This window comes from Jiella sp. M17.18 (assembly GCF_041027365.1).
Classification (GTDB): Bacteria; Pseudomonadota; Alphaproteobacteria; order Rhizobiales; family Rhizobiaceae; genus VKMB-3413.
Window position 1 is genome coordinate 43,855 of record NZ_JBFTEH010000008.1, and the last position, 21,576, is coordinate 65,430.

The 21,576-nt window shown below is 66.5% G+C and carries 17 protein-coding genes; 7 read left to right on the forward strand and 10 right to left on the reverse strand.

What is annotated here, in order from left to right; all coding sequences use genetic code 11:
* Nucleotides 1–43 precede the first annotated feature (43 nt).
* The 6 genes from tig (at nucleotide 44) to AB5S17_RS15515 (ending at nucleotide 9,426) form a co-directional block, all read left to right on the forward strand.
* Nucleotides 44–1,408, forward strand: coding sequence for a trigger factor (tig, locus tag AB5S17_RS15490; protein ID WP_369240935.1), 1,365 nt, complete (start codon nucleotides 44–46; stop codon nucleotides 1,406–1,408).
* Between the two features lie 176 nt (nucleotides 1,409–1,584).
* Entirely contained in the window at nucleotides 1,585–3,987 is a 2,403-nt protein-coding gene (locus tag AB5S17_RS15495) for a mechanosensitive ion channel domain-containing protein (protein WP_369240937.1), read from the forward strand.
* Between the two features lie 200 nt (nucleotides 3,988–4,187).
* A complete protein-coding gene (locus tag AB5S17_RS15500; protein ID WP_369240939.1) occupies nucleotides 4,188–4,820 on the forward strand; it encodes an ATP-dependent Clp protease proteolytic subunit in 633 nt (210 codons plus the stop codon).
* Nucleotides 4,821–5,057: 237 nt separating this feature from the next.
* Nucleotides 5,058–6,326 carry an ATP-dependent Clp protease ATP-binding subunit ClpX gene (clpX, locus tag AB5S17_RS15505; RefSeq protein WP_369240941.1) on the forward strand — a complete coding sequence of 423 codons (1,269 nt, stop codon included), beginning with the start codon at nucleotides 5,058–5,060 and terminating at the stop codon, nucleotides 6,324–6,326.
* Between the two features lie 241 nt (nucleotides 6,327–6,567).
* Nucleotides 6,568–8,985 (forward strand): endopeptidase La, encoded by a 2,418-nt coding sequence (gene lon / locus AB5S17_RS15510; RefSeq protein WP_369240943.1) that lies wholly within the window; start codon nucleotides 6,568–6,570, stop codon nucleotides 8,983–8,985.
* A 165-nt stretch (nucleotides 8,986–9,150) separates the two neighbouring features.
* On the forward strand, nucleotides 9,151–9,426 hold the full coding sequence (locus AB5S17_RS15515) for an HU family DNA-binding protein (RefSeq protein ID WP_369240945.1): 276 nt from the start codon (nucleotides 9,151–9,153) through the stop codon (nucleotides 9,424–9,426).
* A 252-nt stretch (nucleotides 9,427–9,678) separates the two neighbouring features.
* Here the strand turns inward: AB5S17_RS15515 and AB5S17_RS15520 are convergent, their stop codons facing one another.
* The 4 genes from AB5S17_RS15520 to epmA all read right to left on the reverse strand — a co-directional run bounded on the left by AB5S17_RS15520 (nucleotide 9,679) and on the right by epmA (nucleotide 12,944).
* Nucleotides 9,679–9,927, reverse strand: coding sequence for a hypothetical protein (locus tag AB5S17_RS15520; protein WP_369240947.1), 249 nt, complete (start codon nucleotides 9,925–9,927; stop codon nucleotides 9,679–9,681).
* Between the two features lie 150 nt (nucleotides 9,928–10,077).
* Entirely contained in the window at nucleotides 10,078–10,761 is a 684-nt protein-coding gene (locus AB5S17_RS15525) for a fumarylacetoacetate hydrolase family protein (protein WP_369240949.1), read from the reverse strand.
* A 57-nt stretch (nucleotides 10,762–10,818) separates the two neighbouring features.
* Nucleotides 10,819–11,883: a lysine-2,3-aminomutase-like protein gene (locus tag AB5S17_RS15530; protein ID WP_369240951.1), complete on the reverse strand. Its 1,065-nt coding sequence runs from the start codon at nucleotides 11,881–11,883 to the stop codon at nucleotides 10,819–10,821.
* On the reverse strand, nucleotides 11,880–12,944 hold the full coding sequence (gene epmA / locus AB5S17_RS15535; RefSeq protein ID WP_369240953.1) for an EF-P lysine aminoacylase EpmA: 1,065 nt from the start codon (nucleotides 12,942–12,944) through the stop codon (nucleotides 11,880–11,882). Before epmA ends, AB5S17_RS15530 begins: the two co-directional genes overlap by 4 nt.
* Before the next feature lie 118 nt (nucleotides 12,945–13,062).
* Between epmA and efp the strand changes: the two genes are divergently transcribed.
* The gene (efp, locus tag AB5S17_RS15540; RefSeq protein WP_369241320.1) at nucleotides 13,063–13,632 is read left to right on the forward strand and encodes an elongation factor P; all 570 of its coding nucleotides are present in this window, start codon (nucleotides 13,063–13,065) and stop codon (nucleotides 13,630–13,632) included.
* Nucleotides 13,633–13,737: 105 nt separating this feature from the next.
* Here efp and AB5S17_RS15545 read toward each other — a convergent pair whose 3' ends face one another.
* The 6 genes from AB5S17_RS15545 to argE form a co-directional block, all read right to left on the reverse strand.
* Nucleotides 13,738–15,453 carry an ABC transporter ATP-binding protein gene (locus AB5S17_RS15545; protein ID WP_369240955.1) on the reverse strand — a complete coding sequence of 572 codons (1,716 nt, stop codon included), beginning with the start codon at nucleotides 15,451–15,453 and terminating at the stop codon, nucleotides 13,738–13,740.
* Between the two features lie 11 nt (nucleotides 15,454–15,464).
* Nucleotides 15,465–16,412: an ABC transporter permease gene (locus AB5S17_RS15550; protein WP_369240957.1), complete on the reverse strand. Its 948-nt coding sequence runs from the start codon at nucleotides 16,410–16,412 to the stop codon at nucleotides 15,465–15,467.
* Entirely contained in the window at nucleotides 16,409–17,377 is a 969-nt protein-coding gene (locus AB5S17_RS15555; RefSeq protein WP_369240959.1) for an ABC transporter permease, read from the reverse strand. The genes AB5S17_RS15550 and AB5S17_RS15555 overlap by 4 nt, the downstream gene beginning before the upstream one ends.
* Nucleotides 17,378–17,525: 148 nt before the next feature.
* Nucleotides 17,526–19,115, reverse strand: coding sequence for an ABC transporter substrate-binding protein (locus AB5S17_RS15560; protein WP_369240961.1), 1,590 nt, complete (start codon nucleotides 19,113–19,115; stop codon nucleotides 17,526–17,528).
* A gap of 42 nt (nucleotides 19,116–19,157) precedes the next feature.
* A complete protein-coding gene (locus AB5S17_RS15565) occupies nucleotides 19,158–20,330 on the reverse strand; it encodes a M20 aminoacylase family protein (protein ID WP_369240963.1) in 1,173 nt (390 codons plus the stop codon).
* Nucleotides 20,331–20,361: 31 nt separating this feature from the next.
* Nucleotides 20,362–21,528, reverse strand: a complete 1,167-nt coding sequence (gene argE, locus AB5S17_RS15570; RefSeq protein WP_369240965.1) for an acetylornithine deacetylase — start codon at nucleotides 21,526–21,528, stop codon at nucleotides 20,362–20,364.
* Between the last annotated feature and the right edge of the window lie 48 nt (nucleotides 21,529–21,576).

The window sequence follows — 21,576 nt, forward strand, 5'->3', positions numbered from 1 at the left end:
GGACGGGTTCCGCCGGCGAAAACAGATCAAGAAGGTATCGAGAATGCAGGTAACGGAAACCAAGGCCGAGGGCCTGAAGCGCGAGATCGAGATTGTCGTGCCCGCCTCGGACCTTGAGGCGCGCCTCCAGACCCGGCTCTTCGAGGCCAAGGACCAGGTGCAGCTGAAGGGTTTCCGGCCGGGCAAGGTGCCGGTCGCGCATCTGCGCAAGATGTACGGCAAGTCGATGATGGCGGAGATCGTCAATCAGATCCTGAACGAGACGCCGAACTCGATCATCGCGGAGCGCAACGAGCGCTCGGCGATGCGTCCGGAAATCGCCATGACCGAGGACGAGGCGGAAGCCGAGAAGGTTCTGTCCGGCCAGTCCGACTTCAAGTTTACCCTGTCCTACGAGACGCTTCCGGCGATCGAGCTGAAGGAGACCGGCGGCATCAAGATCGAGCGCCCGATCGTCGAGGTCACCGACGAGGAAGTCGCCGAGCAGGTCGAGCGGATCGCGCAGAACGCCCGGACCTATGAGCCGAAGGACGGCGCCGCGGAGAACGGCGACCGCGTCACCATGGACTTCGTCGGCAAGATCGACGGCGAGGCCTTCGAGGGCGGCACGGCGAACGACAGCGAGCTCGTCCTCGGCTCAGGCCAGTTCATCCCGGGCTTCGAGGAGCAGCTCGTCGGCGTCAAGGCGGGCGACGAGAAGACGGTGTCGCTGAAGTTCCCGGAGAACTACGGCGCCGCGCATCTCGCCGGCAAGGACGCCACCTTCGACGTCACCGTCAAGGCGGTGGCCGCGCCGACCGAGACGAGCATCGACGACGAGACTGCCAAGAAGCTCGGGCTGGAATCGCTGGAGCAGCTGCAGGGCATCGTGCGCGACCAGATCCAGAGCCAGTACGGCATGCAGACCCGGCAGAAGGTCAAGCGCCAGCTGCTCGACCAGCTCGACGAGGCCTACAGCTTCGAGCTGCCGGAGAAGCTCGTCGAGGCAGAGTTCAACAACATCTGGAACCAGGTGCAGAACGAGCTCCAGCAGTCCGGCAAGACCTTCGAGGACGAGGACACGACCGAGGAGAAGGCGAAGGAGGAGTACCGCCGCCTCGCCGAGCGCCGCGTGCGGCTCGGCCTCGTGCTCTCCGAGATCGGCGAGAAGGCCGGCGTCCAGGTGAGCGACGAGGAGCTGCAGCGGGCGATGTTCGAGCAGATCCGCCGCTATCCCGGCCAGGAACAGGAAGTCTACAAGATGTTTCAGGAGAACCCGGACGCGGTGGCGAGCCTCAGGGCCCCGATCTACGAGGAGAAGGTCGTCGACCACCTCCTGGAGCAGGCCGACGTCACCGACAAGACGGTGACCAAGGAAGAGCTCTTCGCCGAGGACGAGACCGATCCGGAAGCGGCGCTCGCCTCCTGATCCTCGCCCGTCGCGACGATTTGACCGTCAAAGGGCCGGCGCAATCCGGCCCTTTTGCTTTTCGTGCCCCACTCTGGTCAAAGCCGTCGGCGATAGGCCTCGGCCCGACGACCTCAGGATTGGCCGGCCGCCGATCCCTCTCCCTCTCCTCCTCGTCCCAACGAAGCGGTGACTCCATGCATGACGGCAATCGCCCCGTTCCTTGTCTGGCTATGCTGGCGAGAGGGGCGATCGCGCTGTGCGCCGCGCTGTTCCTGTTCGTCGGCACGGCGAGCGCCCAGCTGTCCTCGCTGGCCGGCGGCGTCTCGGGGAAGGGGGCTGCATCGCAGAGCGCGCAGACGAGTGCCCAGCCTTCGCTCGACGACCTGATCAAGATCCTCGAGAACGACACCACCCGCAAGAAGCTCGTCGAGACCCTGAAGGCGGCGGCCTATCAGGCGCCGGCCGCCGCGAAGTCGGCGGCGAGCGCCGGCGACCAGCAGGCCGCGGTGATCCGCTCGCTGCCCGGCCGGATCGCCGACTATACCCGCGGCGCGATCGGCACCGTCGCGCAGAGCTTCAACAACATTCCGGCGACAGGCGAGGCGGCGGTGGCGATGCTGGCCGGGGCGCGCTCGATCAACCTGCCGCGGATCATGCAGGCGATCACGCCGGTGGCGCTCGTCGCGGTCTTCGTCTTCCTGATCTACCTCGTCTGCCGCTATTTCGAACGCGGCATCTTTCGGCGGCTGGCGCACGGGGCCGAGCATGCCAGCCCGCTGCACAAGCTCCTGAACCTCGTCGTCTCCGGCCTCGTCGAACTCGTCGGCGTCGCCGTCAGCTGGGCCGCCGGCTATCTCGCCGCGGCGATCTTCTTCGGCGGGCCGCCGAGCATCAACCAGGCGCTCTTCCTCAACGCCTTCCTGCTCATCGAGCTGATCAAGGTCGGCCTTTCGGCCTTCGTCGCGCCGAACTTTCCGGAACTGCGCCTGACGCCGTTCTCCAACCGCCAGGCGAGCTACTGGTACTTCTGGATTTCGCGGCTGGTTTCGATCATCGGCTACACCTTCCTGTTCGTCGCACCGATCGTGCAGCAATCCTCCAGCCTCGCCGCGGCCGACGCCGTGCGGATGATCGTGGTGCTGTTTTCGACGCTGCTGATGATCGGGCTGATCCTGAAGAACCGCCGCCGGGTGCGCGAGCGGCTGAAGCGCGCCAAGCACAACGGCGAGCGGGGCTTCGGCGCCCAGGTCAATGCCCTCATCGGCCATGTCTGGTGGATCCTTGCGATCGGATTCGTCGTGTCGCTGTTCACCGTCTGGCTGCGCAGTCCGGAGACCGGCTTCGCCTTCATGACGTCCGCGACGCTGAAGTCGATCGGGGCGATGGCCGTCGGCGGGCTCATCGTCTCGGTCCTGTCGCGCGTCATCGCGGCCGGCATTCCGATCCCGCAGGGCGCGAAGGATCGCCTGCCGCTCCTGGAGAAGCGGGTGAACTCCTTCATCCCGAACACGCTGATCGTGATTCGGACGCTGGTGATCATCGCGGTGATCTGCGTGATCCTCGAGGCGTGGAGCATCTTCAGCTTCAGCGCCTGGGTGGCGCGGCCGGTGGCGCAGCGCTTCGTCGGCGGCCTCGTCGGTGCCGGGATCATCCTGGTGATCGGCGGCGCGCTCTACATCGCGGTGTCCTCCTGGATCGAATACCGGCTGAACCCGAACTACGGCAAGGTCCCGACGGCGCGCGAGCGCACCTTGCTCTCCCTGTTCCGCAACGCCTTCACCATCGCCATGGTGGTGGTCGTCGCGATGCTCGTCCTGTCGCAGGTCGGCATCGACATCGCGCCGCTGCTCGCCGGCGCCGGCGTCGTCGGCCTCGCCATCGGTTTCGGCGCCCAGAAGTTCGTGCAGGACATCATCACCGGCGCCTTCATCCAGATCCAGAACGCCATGAACGAGGGCGACGTCGTCGAAGTGGACGGCGTGTCGGGCGTGGTGGAGCAGCTCACCGTCCGCTCGGTCGGGCTGCGCACCGTCGACGGCACCTGGTACCTGATCCCGTTCTCCTCGGTGGCGAAGGTCGCCAACTATTCCAAGGACTTCGCCTATTATGTCGCAGACATCGGCGTCGCCTATCGCGAGAATGTCGAGGAGGTGAAGCAGATGATGGTCGATGCCTTCGAGGAGCTGAAGGCGAGCCCTGTCGGCGAGAACCTGATCTCGGGCTTCGACATGTGGGGCGTCAACGAGCTCGGCGATTCGGCCGTCGTCGTTCGCGGCCGGGTGATGACCAAGCCGTCGACGCAATGGGGCGTCGGGCGCGCCTATCGCGAGATCGTGAAGCGCATGGCCGACGAGCGCGGCATCGAGATCCCGTATCCGCACATGACGGTGTGGTTCGGCGAAGGCCGCGACGGCAAGGCGCCGCCGGTCCGCGTACGCGACGCCGCGCCGCCCGTGGCGAAGACCATCACCGACGAGCGGGCGGCGGCGGACGAGCGCCGCGAGGACCGCTCGCAGCACGGGACGATCGACGAGACCGGGAAGCCGATCCCGCCGAGCGACGTCGATCTCGAGAGCGCCGGCGGCGGACGCGGCTGAACGGGCCGCCGGCGGCCATGCGCCGCCCGGTGCAGCGCGATTCACCTTTCATCCAGGGTTTTCGGCCGGACTGCGGGCCGCGACGCCGCATGCCTTGCGCCGCCGGTTTCGAAAGCCCTATCTAGGCAGTGACGGCAGCCGGCTGATTCCCGGCCGGACACGCTGCCCCACCATTTCGAACGATCGTGTGAGACGTCATCATGAAGCACCCCCTCGAAACCGCAATGAACCTCGTTCCGATGGTGGTCGAGCAGACCAATCGCGGCGAACGGGCCTACGACATCTTCTCGCGGCTCCTGAAGGAGCGGGTGATCTTCATCACCGGCCCGATCGAGGACGGCATGGCGACGCTGGTCTGCGCCCAGCTCCTGTTCCTCGAGGCGGAGAACCCGAAGAAGGAGATCGCGCTCTACATCAACTCGCCGGGCGGCGTGGTGACGAGCGGCATGGCGATCTACGACACCATGCAGTTCATCAAGCCGGCGGTCTCGACGCTGTGCATCGGCCAAGCCGCGTCGATGGGCTCGCTGCTGCTCTGCGCCGGCCACAAGGACATGCGCTTCGCGACGCCGAACGCCCGCATCATGGTGCACCAGCCCTCGGGCGGCTTCTCCGGCCAGGCCTCGGACATCGAGCGCCACGCCCAGGACATCATCAAGCTGAAGCGCCGGCTGAACGAGGTCTATGTCCAGCATACCGGCCAGGACTACGAGACCATTGAACGCACGCTCGACCGTGACCATTTCATGACGGCGGACGAGGCCCGCGAATTCGGCATCATCGACAAGGTCTACTCCTCGCGCGAGGCGCTGGAAGCCCAGACCGCCGGCTGAGGATGGCGGGGCTTGCCTCGCCACGCCGCGGCCACAGTTGACGTAGGATAATGCCGACGGCGACGTTAAGCGCCACTCAAGCATTCCACCCTATCGTGGATGATCTTGGACGGTGCCTCGGATAGGGTCATTTCCGGCGGTGCGAACCCTTCGGCCAGGTGCTAGGGTGCGGGCGCGGATAGGATCGACGGGAAAGCGAGAAACGGGCCTTTCGGGCTCGATCGGAAGGAAGAACGCATGAGCAAAACGAGCGGCGGCGATTCCAAGAACACGCTCTATTGCTCTTTCTGCGGAAAGAGCCAGCACGAAGTCCGTAAGCTGATCGCCGGGCCGACGGTCTTCATCTGCGACGAGTGCGTCGAGCTGTGCATGGACATCATCCGCGAGGAGAACAAGTCCTCGATGGTGAAGTCCAGAGAGGGCGTGCCGACACCTCAGGAGATCATCGCGGTCCTGGACGACTATGTGATCGGTCAGTCCTACGCGAAGAAGGTCCTCTCCGTCGCGGTCCACAATCACTACAAGCGCCTCGCCCACGCGGCGAAGAACAACGACGTCGAGCTGGCGAAGTCGAACATCCTGCTGATCGGCCCGACGGGCTGCGGCAAGACGCTGCTCGCGCAGACGCTGGCCCGCATCCTCGACGTTCCGTTCACCATGGCGGACGCGACGACGCTGACCGAGGCCGGCTATGTCGGCGAGGACGTCGAGAACATCATCCTGAAGCTGCTGCAGTCGGCCGACTACAATGTCGAGCGGGCCCAGCGCGGCATCGTCTACATCGACGAGATCGACAAGATCTCGCGCAAGTCGGACAACCCGTCGATCACCCGCGACGTGTCGGGCGAGGGCGTGCAGCAGGCGCTCCTGAAGATCATGGAAGGCACCGTCGCCTCCGTGCCGCCGCAGGGCGGGCGCAAGCATCCGCAGCAGGAGTTCCTGCAGGTCGATACGGCGAACATCCTGTTCATCTGCGGCGGCGCCTTCGCCGGGCTGGACAAGATCATTTCGGATCGCGGCCGCAAGACCTCGATCGGCTTCGCGGCGAACGTCGCGGGCCCGGACGATCGGCGCACCGGCGAGCTGTTCCGCCAGGTCGAGCCGGAGGATCTCCTGAAGTTCGGCCTGATCCCGGAATTCGTCGGCCGTCTCCCGGTCCTCGCCACGCTCGAGGATCTCGACGAGATCGCGCTGGTGCAGATTCTGGAGCAGCCGAAGAACGCGCTGGTCAAGCAGTATCAGCGGCTGTTCGAGATGGAGAACGTCGAGCTGACCTTCCATGAGGACGCGCTGAAGGCGATCGCTCGCAAGGCGATCGAGCGCAAGACCGGCGCCCGCGGCCTGCGGTCGATCATGGAGGCGATGCTGCTCGACACCATGTTCGATCTGCCGACCCTCGAGGGCGTGCAGGAGGTGGTGATCTCCGAGGACGTCATCGATGGCAATGCGCGCCCGCTCTACATCTACGCGGACCGCAAGGACGAGAAGGAAAACGTGAGTGCCTGACCGGGTTCTCACATCGGGACCGATCTGAACGGCACCTGTTCGCCCGTTCCGGCTTCCCGCCGGAGCGGGCTTTTGTTTGTTGCGTTCCGAGCGCGGAGACGGCGCGCGAATATCTTCCGAATCGCTTGAAGCGCAGGGCCTGCGAGCCCACATTCAGATCCAGAAGGCGTTCCTCCCAAGGGCTTGTACAGACTTGAGATGAACGGCCGGTGACGGCGATGAGCCGCAGAAAGGAAGAAGCATGTCCCACACACCAGAAGGCCGGAGCGCGGAAGCGACTCTCTACCCGGTCCTGCCGCTCCGCGACATCGTGGTGTTCCCGCACATGATCGTGCCGCTCTTCGTCGGGCGCGAGAAGTCGATCAAGGCGCTGGAAGAGGTGATGGGCGCCGACAAGCAGATCCTGCTTGCGACGCAGAAGAACGCCAGCGACGAGGATCCGGCGCCGGATGCGATCTACGAGGTCGGCACGGTGGCGAACGTGCTGCAGCTGCTGAAGCTGCCGGACGGGACCGTGAAGGTGCTCGTCGAGGGCATGTCCCGCGCGCGCATCGAGCAGTTCTCGCCGCGCACCGACTGGCACGAAGCCGCGGCCCGGATCGTTCCGGATGCCGAGGACGATGCCGTCGAGGTCGAGGCGCTGGCGCGCTCGGTGGTCTCGGAGTTCGAGAACTACGTCAAGCTGAACAAGAAGATCTCGCCGGAAGTCGTTGGCGCGGCTGGCCAGATCGACGATTACTCCAAGCTTGCCGACACGGTCGCGTCGCATCTTGCGATCAAGATCCCCGAGAAGCAGGAGATGCTGACGCTCACCAGCGTGCGTGAGCGGCTGGAGCGGGCGCTCGGCTTCATGGAGTCGGAGATCTCGGTCCTGCAGGTCGAGAAGCGCATCCGCTCGCGCGTCAAGCGCCAGATGGAGAAGACGCAGCGCGAGTACTATCTCAACGAGCAGATGAAGGCCATCCAGAAGGAACTCGGCGACGGCGAGGACGGCCGCGACGAGATGGCCGAGCTGGAGGAGCGGGTCAAGAAGACCAAGCTCTCCAAGGAGGCGCGCGAGAAGGCCAATGCCGAGCTGAAGAAGCTGAAGCAGATGTCGCCGATGTCCGCCGAGGCGACGGTGGTCCGCAACTATCTCGACTGGCTGCTCGGCCTGCCCTGGGGCGTGAAGTCGAAGGTGAAGATCGACCTGAAGAAGGCCGAGGAGATCCTCGACGCCGACCACTACGGCCTCGACAAGGTCAAGGAGCGCATCGTCGAGTATCTCGCCGTGCAGAGCCGTCAGTCCAAGCTGAAGGGGCCGATCCTCTGCCTCGTCGGCCCTCCGGGCGTCGGCAAGACGTCGCTCGCGAAGTCGATCGCGCGTGCGACCGGCCGTGAGTATGTCCGGATGGCGCTCGGCGGCGTGCGCGACGAGGCCGAGATCCGCGGTCACCGGCGCACCTATATCGGCTCGATGCCCGGCAAGGTCATCCAGTCGATGAAGAAGGCGAAGAAGACCAATCCGCTCTTCCTGCTCGACGAGATCGACAAGATGGGCATGGACTTCCGCGGCGATCCGTCGTCGGCTCTCCTCGAGGTGCTCGATCCGGAGCAGAACGCCACCTTCATGGATCACTATCTCGAGGTGGAGTACGACCTCTCCTCGACTATGTTCGTGACCACGGCGAACACGCTGAACATCCCGGCGCCGCTGATGGACCGGATGGAGATCATCCGGATCGCCGGCTACACCGAGGACGAGAAGGTGGAGATCGCCCGGCGGCATCTCCTGCCGAAGGCGGTGCGCGACCATGCGCTGAAGGAGGAGGAGTTCTCCGTCTCCGAGGACGCGCTGCGCGAGATCGCCCAGCGCTACACCCGCGAGGCCGGCGTGCGGAACTTCGAGCGCGAGCTGATGACGCTGGCGCGCAAGGCCGTGACGCAGATCCTCAAGGGCGACGCGCAGAAGGTCGAGGTGACGAAGGAGAACATCTCCGACTTTCTCGGCGTCCCGCGCTTCCGCTTCGGCGAAGCCGAGTCGGACGATCAGGTCGGCGTCGTCACCGGGCTTGCCTGGACCGAGGTCGGCGGCGAACTGCTGACGATCGAAGGCGTCATGATGCCCGGCAAGGGCAAGATGACCGTCACCGGCAATCTGAAGGACGTGATGAAGGAGTCGATCTCGGCTGCGGCGTCCTACGTCCGGTCGCGGGCGCTCGACTACGGCATCAAGCCGCCGCTGTTCGAGAAGCGGGACATCCACGTCCACGTGCCGGAGGGGGCGACCCCGAAAGACGGGCCGTCGGCAGGCGTCGCCATGGCGACGGCGATCGTTTCGGTGATGACCGGGATCCCGGTGCGCCGCGACATCGCGATGACCGGCGAGATCACGCTGCGCGGCCGGGTGCTGCCGATCGGCGGCCTGAAGGAGAAGCTCCTCGCAGCCCTCAGGGGCGGCATCAAGAAGGTGCTGATCCCGGAGGAGAACGCCAAGGATCTCGCGGACATCCCGGACAACGTGAAGAACCGGTTGGAGATCGTTCCGGTCTCGCGGATGGGCGAAGTCCTCAAGCACGCACTGGTGGAGGTGCCGACTCCGGTCGAATGGTCGGAGCACGACGAGCCGCTGACCGGCCAGCCGCCGGTCGAGGATGCGGCGACAGCTGTTGCGCACTAGGCGCAGTCGCGTCACTTTGTTGAAAATGCCGCTCTTCGGAGCGGCATTTTTTTTGCGAAAGCCCGGAAATCCGGCATCTTGCCGTTGCCGAACCTGCTACGATCCGCAAGAGTCTAAGATGGTTCACTTACGGAATCGTTAGGCTTCGTACTCAGGAGGGTTTTCATGAACAAGAATGACCTGGTCTCGGCTGTCTCGGAAAAGGCGGAACTGTCGAAGCAGCAGGCGGGAGCCGCTGTCGATGCAGTGTTCGACGTCATCCAGGAATCCATGGCCAAGGGGGACGATATTCGGCTGGTCGGATTCGGCACGTTCTCCGTGACGCATCGCGCCGCTTCCAAGGGCCGCAACCCGTCGACCGGCGCAGAGGTGGACATCCCGGCGCGCAACGTCCCGAAGTTCGCGCCCGGCAAGGGCCTGAAGGACGCGGTCAACAAGTAAGGCTGCTCGCCGGCCGGGAGCTGCGGCACCCGGCTCGATGCCAGTGACGTTTTCCGCTTTCGCGTGTCCACTGTGCCGCCACCGACGGTCGCTTCCGATCGTCGGTGTCAGGCGATGGAGGAAATCCTTGCGGCCGGACCGGGGTCCGGCCGCTTTCAATTGGGCCTGGCGATCGAGCCAAGCGCCGGCGGCCGCGACGGACAGTCATGCCCGCTCTGGGTCGTTGCGGCCGCGGGCTCGGAGCCGGCCGATTCATTCATCCTGAGGGCGCCGATGTCGCCAACGCCACCCGCGGGCGGGAAGCCTCTGGACGACGATGAAGCCCGCCGGTGTCGCATCGAGATCGACGGGATGGGCTCGCGTCTTGCGGCTGTCGCAGGCGCTGCAGCGGAAGCGGATCTCCTCGAAGGGCAGGCCGGCAGAGGCGCCGTGAGCCACGAGATCGCTGGCGAGGAAGTGCGCCTGTCGGTGACAGCGTTGGCACAGGACGCGCACCGCCATGTCCCGCTTTGACGCTTCCTGCAGATTCGTGATCGGCCGTACCATATGCCCGACATGGAACGAAACGGGAACATCGTCAATGCGAACCGGCTTTGAGGGGCCGAAGCTCCCGCCCGCGCCGGATCGCCGCAGACGGGGCACTGGGGCCGGTCAGGCGACGGTGACCACGAGGTCGCCGACGCCGTCGATATGGCCCTCCAGCCGGTCGCCGCGCTGGACCGCGCCGACGCCCGCCGGCGTGCCGGTCATGATGACGTCGCCAGGGGCGAGGGCGAAGAGGCCGGAAAGGTAGGAGATCGCCTCGGCGGTCTTCCAGATCGTCTGGTTGAGGTCGCCGCTCTGGCGAATCTCGCCGTTCACCTTCAGCCAGATCGCTCCCTGCGAGGGATGGCCGATCTCGGCGGCCGGGACGATCGCAGAGACCGGCGCGGAGTGCTCGAAGGCCTTGCCGATCTCCCAGGGACGGCCGAGCTTCTTCGCTTCCGCCTGCAGGTCGCGCCGCGTCATGTCGAGGCCGACGGCATAGCCGTAGACATGCGACAGCGCGTCCTCGACCGCAATGTTCTCGCCGCCCTTCGACAGGCAGACGACGAGCTCGATCTCGTGATGCACGTCGGTGCTCCTGGCGGGGTAGGGGAATTCGCCCGAGGTGACGAGGTTGTCCGGGTTCTTCTGGAAGAAGAAGGGCGGCTCCTTGTTCGGATCGTGGCCCATCTCGATCGCGTGGTCGGCATAGTTGCGCCCGACGCAGTAGACCCGGCGCACCGGAAATGTGTCGGACGAACCTTTGACGGGCAACGCCGTGATCGCGGCGGGCGGGAAGACGTGCGGCATCGGGAAAGGCTCCTTGTATGGCGATGTCATGCCGGGTGAACAGGATCGGCGGGGCCTTCAGCCGTCGCCATTGCTGGTGTCCGTCCCGCCGGATGGAGGATAGGCGTGCCGGCGCCCGTCAGGACCGGTGACGGTGCAGCCCTCGCCGGAGGAGTCGAGATAGGTCGGCCCGATCGGCACCTTGCCGTAGCCGCCGGGAATGTCGAGGACATAGGTCGGCTGGCAGAGGCCGGAGACGCGGCCGCGCAAGCTCCGCATCAGCGCCTGGCCCCCGGGGATCGTCGTGCGCAGATGCGCGGTGCCGGGGGCGAGGTCGCCCTGGTGCAGGTAGTAGGGCTTGACCCGGTTCTCGACGAAGGCCCGCATCAGTGCCGACAGCGTCTCGGCGTCGTCGTTGACGCCGGCGAGCAGCACGGACTGGCTGATCATCGGGACGCCTGCGTCGACGAGCCGCGCGATCGCAGCCCGCGCAGCGTCGGTGAATTCGCGCGGGTGATTGGCGTGCAGCGCGACGAAGACGGCGCCGCCGAACTCCTTGAGCGCCGCCACCAGCGCGTCCCCCACCTTTTCCGGATCGACCACCGGCACGCGGGTGTGCAGGCGCAGCACCTTCACATGCGCGATCGCCCGCAGTCGCTCGGCGATCGCCGCCAGCCGGCGCGGCGAAAGCAGGAAGGGATCGCCGCCGGTGACGACCACCTCCCAGATCTCGGGGTGGTCCGCGATGTAGGCGAGGGCGGCGTCGAGCTCGGCCTCGGTGAGCGAGCCGTCGCCGTCCGGCCCGACCACCTCGCGGCGGAAGCAGAAGCGGCAATAGACCGGGCAGACATGCAGCGGCTTCAAGAGCACGCGGTCGCGATAGCGATGCACGATGCCCGGCAGCGGCGCATGGGCGCCGTCGCCGATGGGATCGACGCGCTCCTCCGGCAGGGTCTGCAGCTCATCCTCGCGCGGGACGAACTGGCGCCCCATCGGATCGTCGGCATCCTCGATCAGACCCGCCATCTCCGGGGTGATGGCGACGGCATAGCGAGCGGCCACCCGTTCAAGCGCCGGACGCCGCGCCGGCGCGATCAGCCCGGCGGCTGCGAGATCGGCGGGCGAGCGCAGTGTCCGGCTCATCGTCGGGGCTCCCCGGCACTCTCCGCGACCGGCGTCCAGATCACCTCCGTCACCTTATCGGCCCCGACGGCCAGCATCGCCAGCCGGTCGAAGCCGAGCGCGATGCCGGAGGCTTCCGGCATGATCGCCAGCGCGTCGAGGAAATCCTCGTCGAGCGGGTAGCGCTCGCCGTAGACCCGCTCGCGCTCGTCCATTTCGGCGGTGAAGCGGCGGCGCTGCTCGGCCGGGTCGGTCAGCTCGCCGAACGCGTTCGCCAGTTCGACGCCGCATGCGAAGAGTTCGAAGCGCTCTGCGACGCGCGGATCGCGCGGGCTGCGGCGGGCGAGGGCGCCTTCCGGCACCGGGTATTCCATCAGGATGGTGGCGCGGCCGTTGCCGATGTTGGGCTCGACGCGCTCGACCATGACGCGGCTGAAGAGATCCTCCCAGCTGTCGTCGACGGCGGTCCGAAGTCCGGCGCCGCGCACTGCGGCTTCGAGCCCGGCGCGGTCGGTCGTCCCATCCGCGGCGACGGTTGCCAGGAGATCGATCCCGGCAAAGCGCGCGAAGGCTTCGGCGACGGTCAGCCGGTCCGGTTCGGCGAAGGGATCGGCGTCCCGGCCGCGGAAGGAAAAGCGCCGCATGCCGGTCCGTTCCGCGGCGAGCGCCAGCAGCGCGGCGGAGTCATCCATCAGCGCTTCGTAGGTCTCCCCGGCGCGGTACCATTCGAGCATGGTGAACTCCGGGTGGTGCAGGGCGCTGCGTTCGCCGTTGCGCCAGACCGGGCCAAGGCTGAAGATGCGGCTCTCGCCCGCCGCAAGCAGCTTCTTGCAGGCGAACTCCGGCGAGGTGTGGAGGTAGAGCGGCAGGCGCGTTCCGTCGGTGCGGAACTCCTGGGTGGCGAAGGCGGCCAGATGCGCCTCGTTGCCGGGCGAGACCTGCAGGCAGGCGGTCGTCACCTCCAGGAAGTCGCGGCCGGCGAGAAAGGCGCGGACGTCCGCCGCAATGGCGTTGCGGGCGAGAAGGCGCGGACGGCGGTCGGCGTGGACGTGAGGCGCCCAGAAGGGCGAAGGCTTTGTCATGGCTTTGATACAGATTCGTCGCGCAGCGCTGGAGATCGCGCGTCAGATGCGCTAGGCCCGAGCCAAACGGCGGCCAGCGCCGCTTCGTCAACGCAAACCTCAAGGATTTCGTCTCGTGGTGAAGGTGATCGCCAGTTCGCTCCGCAAAGGCAATGTCGTGGAAAGGGATGACGGCCATCTCTACGTCATTCTGACGGCGGACAACATCCATCCCGGCAAGGGCACGCCGGTGACCCAGCTCGACATGCGCCGGATTTCCGACGGCACCAAGGTCTCCGACCGCTATCGTACGACCGAGCAGGTGGAGCGCGCCTTCGTCGAGGAGCGCGAGCACACCTTCCTCTACAGCGACGCCGAGGGCTTCCACTTCATGAACCCGGAGACCTTCGACCAGGTCGCCGTGCCCGAAAGCGTCGTTGGCGACTTTGCGCCCTATCTCCAGGAGGAGATGCCGGTGCAGGTGGCGATCTACAACGGCGTGCCGATCTCGATCGAGCTGCCGCAGCGCGCGACCTACGAGGTGGTCGAGACCGAGCCGACGACCAAGGGCCAGACCGCGTCTTCGTCCTACAAGCCGGCGATCCTGTCGAACGGCGTGAAGACGACCGTCCCGCCGCATATCGCGGTCGGCACGCGCATCGTCGTGATGACCGCCGACGGCTCCTATGTGGAGCGCGCCAAGGACTGATCGTCCGGCGCCGGCGCCCGCACCCTTGCGGACGCCTTCCGGGCGCGGCCGGACCGACCGCCGCGCCGCGATCCGTCGCCTCCGTCCGCGGCGGGACCCGCGGCCTCAGGCCATCTCGGCGGCCGGCGTCTCGCGCTGCATGCGCGGCATCAGCGCCATCAGGTGCCGCGTGTAGTCGTCCTGCGGCCGCTCGAAGAGGTCCTCCGTCGCCGCCGTCTCGACGATCTTTCCCCGCCGCATGACCGCGACGCGGTCGCACATCTGCCGGATCACCGGCAGGTCGTGGCTGATGAACAGCATGGTCAGGCCGAGTTCGTCCTGCAGGTCCTTCAGAAGGTTGAGGATCTGCGCCTGGATCGAGACGTCGAGGGCGGAGGTCGGCTCGTCGCAGATCAGGAAGCGCGGCCGCGTCGCGAGCGCCCGCGCGATCGAGATGCGCTGGCGCTGGCCACCGGAGAATTCGTGCGGGAACTTCGCCGCCGCCCTGGCGCCGAGCCCGACATGGTCGAGCAGGTCGTCGACGATCCGCCGAACCTCCTCGCGTGACCCCGCCAGCTTGTGGAAGCGGATCGGCTCGGCGACGATGTCGCGCACCTTCATGCGCGGATTCACCGACGAATAGGGATCCTGGAAGATCATCTGCATCTGCCGGCGATAGCGGTTCAGCGCCTTGCGGCTGCCGAGCTTGGCAAGGTCGGTGCCGGCAAACCGGATCTCGCCCGCGGTCGGCTTGTAGATGCCGGTGACCAGCCGCGCGACGGTGGACTTGCCGGAGCCGGATTCGCCGACGAGGCCGAAGGTCTCGCCCGGCCGGATGTCGAAGGAGACGCCGTCGACCGCCCGCACCTCCTGCCGGCCGCCGCCGAAGAGCGAGCCCAGCTGGAAGATCATCTTCAGGTCGCGCACATCGAGCAGCGGGCCTTCCACCGCCTCGTAGTCGCGATGCTGGCCGAGCCAGTGGGTCTTGAGGTCGAGGCTCTTGCGGGTGCCGGCCGATTCGATGTGCTCCACCAGCGGGAATCGGTCGAGCTTGACGTCGGGCCGCGGCACCGCGGAGATCAGGCTGCGGGTGTAGGCGTGGTCGGGGTCGCCGAGGATCTTCGCCGTCGGCCCCGTCTCGACGACCTCGCCGCGATACATCACCGCTACCCGGTCGGCGATCTCGGCGATCACGCCCATGTCGTGGGTGATGATCAGCATGCCCGCGCCGGACTCCTTCACCAGCGAGCGCAGGAGGTCGAGGATCTGCGCCTGGATCGAGACGTCGAGGGCCGTCGTCGGCTCGTCGGCGATGATCACGTCCGGTTCGGCGCACAGGGCGAGCGCGATGACGACGCGCTGGCGCATGCCGCCGGAGAACTGGTGCGGGTAATGGTCGATGCGCCGCTCGGGATCGGGAATGCCGACCTGGTCCATGAGCTTGATCGCGCGCCTTCGCGCCTCGGCCTCGTCGATCGGCAGATGCGTGCGCATCGTGGTGATCAACTGCTCCGCGATGGTGCGCAGCGGGTCGAGCGAGGTCAGCGGATCCTGGAAGATCATCGAGATCTTCGCACCCCGCAGGCGCCGCATCTCCTCCTGTCCGAGATTGTCGATGCGCTGGCCTTCCAGCGTCACCGTTCCGGCGGAGACGCGGCCGGGACGCTCCAGAAGGCCCATCGCGGCATTGCCGATGGTGGACTTGCCGGCGCCGGATTCGCCGACGACGCCGAGGATCTCGCCGGCGGCGAGCTTGAGCGTGATGCTCTTGGCGGCGACGACATCGCCGCGACGGGAGGGGAACTCGACCCGAAGGCCGTCGATGTCGAGGAGGATGGTCATCGTCTGTCTCCTCAGCGCAGTTTCGGGTTCAGCGCGTCGCGCAGCCAGTCGCCGAGGAGGTTGATCGCGAGGACCAGGACCACCAGGGCGACACCCGGGAAGATCGTGATCCACCACTCGCCGGAGAACAGATAGTCGTTGCCGATGCGGATCAGCGTCCCCAGCGAAGGCGAGGTCGGCGGCACGCCGACTCCGAGGAAGGACAGGGTGGCCTCGGTGATGATCGCCAGCGCCAGCTGGATCGTCGCGATCACAAGCACCGGCCCGAGGACGTTCGGCATGATGTGGCGGAAGAGGATCGTCGTCGTCGGCAGGCCGATGACCTGGCCCGCCTGGACGTATTCCTTCGTCCGCTCGATCATCACCGAGGAGCGCACCGTGCGGGCATACTGCACCCAGAAGCTCGAGCCGATGGCCAGCACCAGGACGTAGACGGCGATCTGGTCGTAGTCGTCGCGCGGCACGATGCCGCGCAGGACGCCGTCGATCAGGAGCGCGATCAGGATCGCCGGGAAGGACAGCTGGACGTCGGCGACGCGCATCAGGATCGAATCGACGAGGCCGCCGGCGTAGCCGGAGACGAGGCCGACGACGACGCCGATCACCATGGCGAGGATCACCGAGAGGAAACCGACGAGGAGCGAGATCCGGGCGCCGTAGAGGATGGTCGAGAAGACGTCGCGGCCCTGGTCGTCGGTGCCGAGCGGGAAGGCCCAGGAGCCGCCGTCCATCCAGGCCGGCGGCAGCAGCGAGTTCATCAGGTCGATCGAGGCGAGGTCGAACGGGTCGTGCGGAGCGACGAACGGGGCGAACAGCGCGGCGAGGAGGATGACTGCGGTGACGACCGCCGATCCGATGGCGACCGGCGAATGGGTAAAGGCGTAGAAGAGGTCGCTGTCGGCGAGGCGCGAGCGCCAGCCGATGGTCTCCGCTTCGGCCGCGGCTTCCACCTCGCTCATCGCTGCACCCTCAGACGCGGGTCGACGACGAAGTAGAGGATGTCGACGGTTAGGTTGATGACGACGAAGATGAAGGCGATCAGCATGAGGTAGGCGGCCATGACGGGGATGTCGACGTTCTCGATCGCCTGGATGAACAGGAGCCCCATGCCGGGCCACTGAAAGACGCTCTCGGTGATGATCGCGAAGGCGATGATCGAGCCGATCTGCAGGCCGATGATGGTCATCACCGGCACGAGCGTGTTCTTCAGCGCGATGCGGAAGTTGATGGTGCGGGCCTTCAGGCCCCGCGCGCGGGCGAACTTGACATAGTCGGTGCGCAGCACCTCGAGCATCTCGGCGCGGATCAGCCGAACGATCAGAGTCATCTGGAAGATCGCCAAGGTGATTGCCGGCATGATCAGCGACTTCAGCCCGCTCGCGGTGAGGAAGCCGGTGGTCCACCAGCCGATATGGACGACGTCGCCGCGCCCGAAGGTCGGCAGCCAGCGCAGGATGACGCCGAAGAGCAGGATCAGGAGAATGCCGATCAGGAAGGTCGGCAGCGAGATGCCGATCAGCGACAGGGTCATGAAGCCGCGGCTGAGGATGCCCCTGCGGTTCAGCGCCGTATAGACGCCCATCGGCACGCCGATCACCAGCGCCATGATCGCCGAGACGAGGGAGAGCTCGAAGGTCGCGGGAAAGCGCTGGGCGAGGAGCGAGTCGACCGGCTGGCGCAGGCGATAGGAGAGGCCGAAGTCGCCCTGCACGGCGTGACCGATGAAGCGCGCGTACTGAACGAAAAAGGGATCGTTGAGACCGAGGCGCTCGCGCAGCTGCTCGCGCTGCTGCAGCGTGGTGTCCTGGCCGACCATGCTGTCGATGGGATCGCCGACATAGCGGAAGAGCGAAAAGGCGATCAGCGCGACCACCAGCATCACCGCGACGGATTGCGCCAGGCGCTTGAGAATGAAGAGGAGCATCTGCCCGCCGAGATAGAAAGCGTCGGAGCGCCGGCCGGCATGGCACGGTCGGCGGTGATATGTCCGGCATGCGGTCGGGCGTTCGCTCCCTCGTGCCGGCTGCCGGTAGTGGGGCGCCGGCTCTCAGCCGGCGCCGCCGATGATGGCCTTACGGCATCACCACATAGCGGAAGTCGAGGACGTCGTCGGGCCGCTGCGGCGCCTTGACGTCGGACTTGATGCCCCAGGACAGCGGCTGCTGGTGCACCGGCAGGTAGCCGTAATCGTCCTTGAGGAGCTTGGTCGCCTGGTCGATCAGATCCTGCCGCTTCTTCTGGTCGGTCTCGACGCCGATCTTGGTGATCAGCGCGTCGATCTTCTCGTTCGAATAATGGCCGTAGTTGAACTGGCCCGCATTCGTCTTCTTGTCGAAGGAGTGGACGATGTTGAGCAGGGTGTTGTGCACGTCCATCGTCGTCGGCGTCCAGCCGAGCAGGTAGAAGGAGGTGTCGTTGCCGGCCTGCGGCCCGACCTTGGCGAAGTACTTCGCCTTCGGCTGGGCGTTCAGCTGGATCTTGATGCCGATCTTGGCGAGATAGGAGGCGACGGCCCGGCAAATCAGCTCGTCATTGACGTAGCGGTTGTTCGGGCAGTCCATGCCGAGCTCGAACCCGTCGGGATAGCCGGCCTTCTTCAGAAGGTCCTTCGCCATCTTCGGATCGTACTTGTAGGGAGCCCCCTCCGCCTTGTCGTAGCCGTTGATCTGCGGCCCGACCAGTTCACCGGTCGGGTTGGCGGCGCCGCGCATCACCTTCTGGTCGATCGCCTTCAGGTCGATCGCATGCGCCATCGCCGCCCGGACGTCCTTGTTCTTGAGCGGGTTCTTGCCCTTGACGCTTGAATAGAGCAGCTGGTCGCGGAACTGGTCCATGCCGAGGAAAACCGTCCGCGCGTCGGGGCCGTGCAGCGGCTTGACGCCCTGGGCGCTCTCGAGCCGCGGCCAGTCCTGCACCGGCACCGGGAAGACGAGGTCGAGATTGCCCGAGATCAGCGCCGCGGTGCGGGTCGCATCCTCGCTGATCGGGGTGAAGACGACCTCGTCGACATTCGTCGGAATGTCCTTGTTCCAGTAGCCGTCATAGCGCTTGAAGGTGGTCTTCACGTCCGGCTGGCGCGAGGTGACGACGAAGGGGCCGGTGCCGTTCTCGTGGGTCGAGGCGTAGGTCGTGCTTGAATTGGCGTCCTTCGGGCTGGTCGCCTCGGTGGTGTTGTTCGCTTCCGCCCACTTCTTGTCCATGATGTAGAAGAACGGCAGTTCGCGCGGCAGGATCGGGTTCGGCGACGGGGTGGTCACGAGGATCGTGTAGTCGTCGATCTTCTTGATGTCGGTCATCTCCCCGCCGACGCCCTTGACGTCGGAGCCGGGGGTCAGCGAGCGCTTCCAGGTGAAGATGACGTCGTCTGCGGTGAACTTGTCGCCGTTGTGGAAGGTCACACCCTTGCGCAGGTGGAACTTCCAGTGCGTCGGATCGGTGTTTTCCCAGGAGGTGGCGAGTGCCGGCTCGAGCTTCAGATTCGTGTCGTAATGGGTCAGCGCCTCGTAGACATTGCCGAGGAAGCCGAGGGTGAAGGTCTCCTGAAGACCCTGCGGGTCGAGCGACTGGACGTCGCCCTGATAGGCCCATTTGAACGTCTTCGCCTCGGCATGCCCCGCGCCGAGCGCGAGCGCCAGGACGCCCGCCGTGATCCAATGCTTCATGAACGCCTCTCCTGTTCTGACTGATTGCTTTGCCGTCGTCCGTCAGCCGGCGAGCGGCATGGCCGTCTCCACCAGCTTGGCCCAGTAGGAGCAGCCGTGCGGGATGGCCTCGTCGTTGAAGTCGAAGCCGGGATGGTGCACCGGCGCGGTGTCGCCATTGCCGACGAAGATGAAGGCGCCGGGGCGTGACTCCAGCATGAAGGCGAAGTCCTCGCCGCCCATCACCGGCGGCGCGTCCACGTCGACGCGGGCATCGCCGGCGACCTGCCGGGCGACGCTGGCGGCGAATTCTGTGCGGGCGGGGTCGTTGACGACGACCGGATATTTCCGCCGGTAGTCGAGCACCGCCTTGCCGCCGAGCGCCCGCGCCGTCAGCTCGACGACCTCGGCCATGCGTGCCTCAACGAGATCGCGGATCTCGGGCTTCAGGGTGCGCACCGTGCCGCGCAGCACCGCCGTCGGCGGGATGACGTTGAAGGCCTCGCCGGCATGCAGTTGGGTCACCGAAACCACCGCCGACTGCACCGGATCGACGTTGCGCGACACGACGGTCTGCAGCGACAGCATGATCTGCGCCGCGATCAGCGTGGAATCGACGCACTGGTGCGGGTAGGCGGCGTGGCCGCCGGTGCCCTCGACGGTGATCTCGAACTCGTCGGCGGATGCCATGATCGAGCCGGGGCGCGTCAGGAACTGGCCGACCGGCAGGCCCGGACGGTTGTGCATGCCGTAGACTTCCTGGATGCCGAAGCGATCCATCATGCCGTCCTCGACCATCTCGCGGCCGCCGCCGCCGCCTTCCTCCGCCGGCTGGAAGATCAGCGCCACGGCACCGTCGAAGTTGCGCGTCTCGGCGAGATACTGGGCGGCGCCGAGAAGCATCGCCGTATGGCCGTCATGGCCGCAGGCATGCATCTTGCCGGGCGTCTGCGAGGCGTGCGGCACGCCCGTCGCCTCGAGGATCGGCAGCGCGTCCATGTCGGCCCGAAGGCCGATGACGCGGCCGGAGCCCGTGTCGCGGCCCTTGATGATGCCGACGACGCCGGTGCGCCCGATGCCGGTGACCACCTCGTCGACGCCGAATGCCTTGAGCTTGTCCGCCACGATCCCGGCGGTGCGCTCCACGTCGAACATCAGTTCGGGATGAGCGTGGATGTCGCGGCGCCACTCTGTGATCTCGGGATGCAGAGCGGCGAATCGATTGATGGTCGGCACGTCAGGTCCTTCTTCTTCTTGGCTTTCGCCCTCAGGCGGTCAGGCGCTCGATCAGGCGTCGCTGGAAGGCTTCGCCTGCCGCGAGCTGCTGGCGCGTGATGAACTCGTCGGGCGCGTGGCCCTGCTCCATGTCGCCCGGCCCGCAGACGACGGTGGAGAAGTCCTCGTCCTGGAACTGCCCCGCCTCGGTGCCGTAGGCGACGACATGCTCGGCATTGTCGCCGGTCAGCGCGCGGGCCAGCGCCTCGGCGCCGCCGTCGGCCTCGCGCCGGCAGGCCGGCGTGTCGGAGCGGCGCACGATGTCGATGCCGCTCGCCGGATCGATCCGCTGCATCCCGGCCTCCAGCGTCGCCGCGAAGGCCTGGAACTCCTCGAGATAATCGCCGGAGCGCTCGGTCGGCAGCGTGCGCACGTCGACCGTGAACCAGCAGTCCTTGGCGGTGATGTTGTGCGCCGTTCCGCCCTCGATCTTGCCGGAGTGCAGCGTGGTGTAGGGCGGCACGAACAGGCTGTCGCCGGCGCTCGCCTCGGCAGAGACGCGATTCTTCTCCATGCGCTCGGAAAGCCAGGTGATCAGCCGCGCCGCGACCATCACCGCCGAGACGCCCCCGTGGACGACGCTCGAATGCACCGGCTTGCCGCGCACATGCACATTGAGGCCCATGACGCCCTTGTGGCCGGTGACGACCTGCATCTTCGTCGGCTCGCCGACGATCACCGCCTGCGGCGGCGCGATCTTACCGCGCATCTCGCGGATCATGAAGGGCGCGCCGAGGCAGCCGACTTCCTCGTCATAGGAGAGCGCGAGATGGATCGGGCGTTTCAGCCCGGCTGCCGCCATGTCCGGCGCCAGCGCCAGGGCGATCGCGACGAAGCTCTTCATGTCGGTGGTGCCGCGGCCGTAGAGCTTGTCGCCGCGCGCCGTCAGCGCGAAGGGATCGCTGGACCAGGCCTGGCCCTCGGTCGGTACCACGTCGGTGTGGCCGGAGAGAACGACCCCGCCCGGCGCGTCCGGGCCGACGGTCGCCCAGAGATTCGACTTGGTGCCGTCCTCGTTCGGGACCCGGTGCGACGCGATGCCATGCGAGGCGAGATAGTCGGCGGCGAAATCGATGAGGGGCAGGTTGCTCCGGCTCGAGACCGTCGGAAATGCGACGAGTTTTGCCAGCATCTCTTCGGGCGAAAAATGTTGACCCAATGCGGTCTCCCCGTGATTGAGGCCGCAGACTTCCGCCAAAATGCCTAG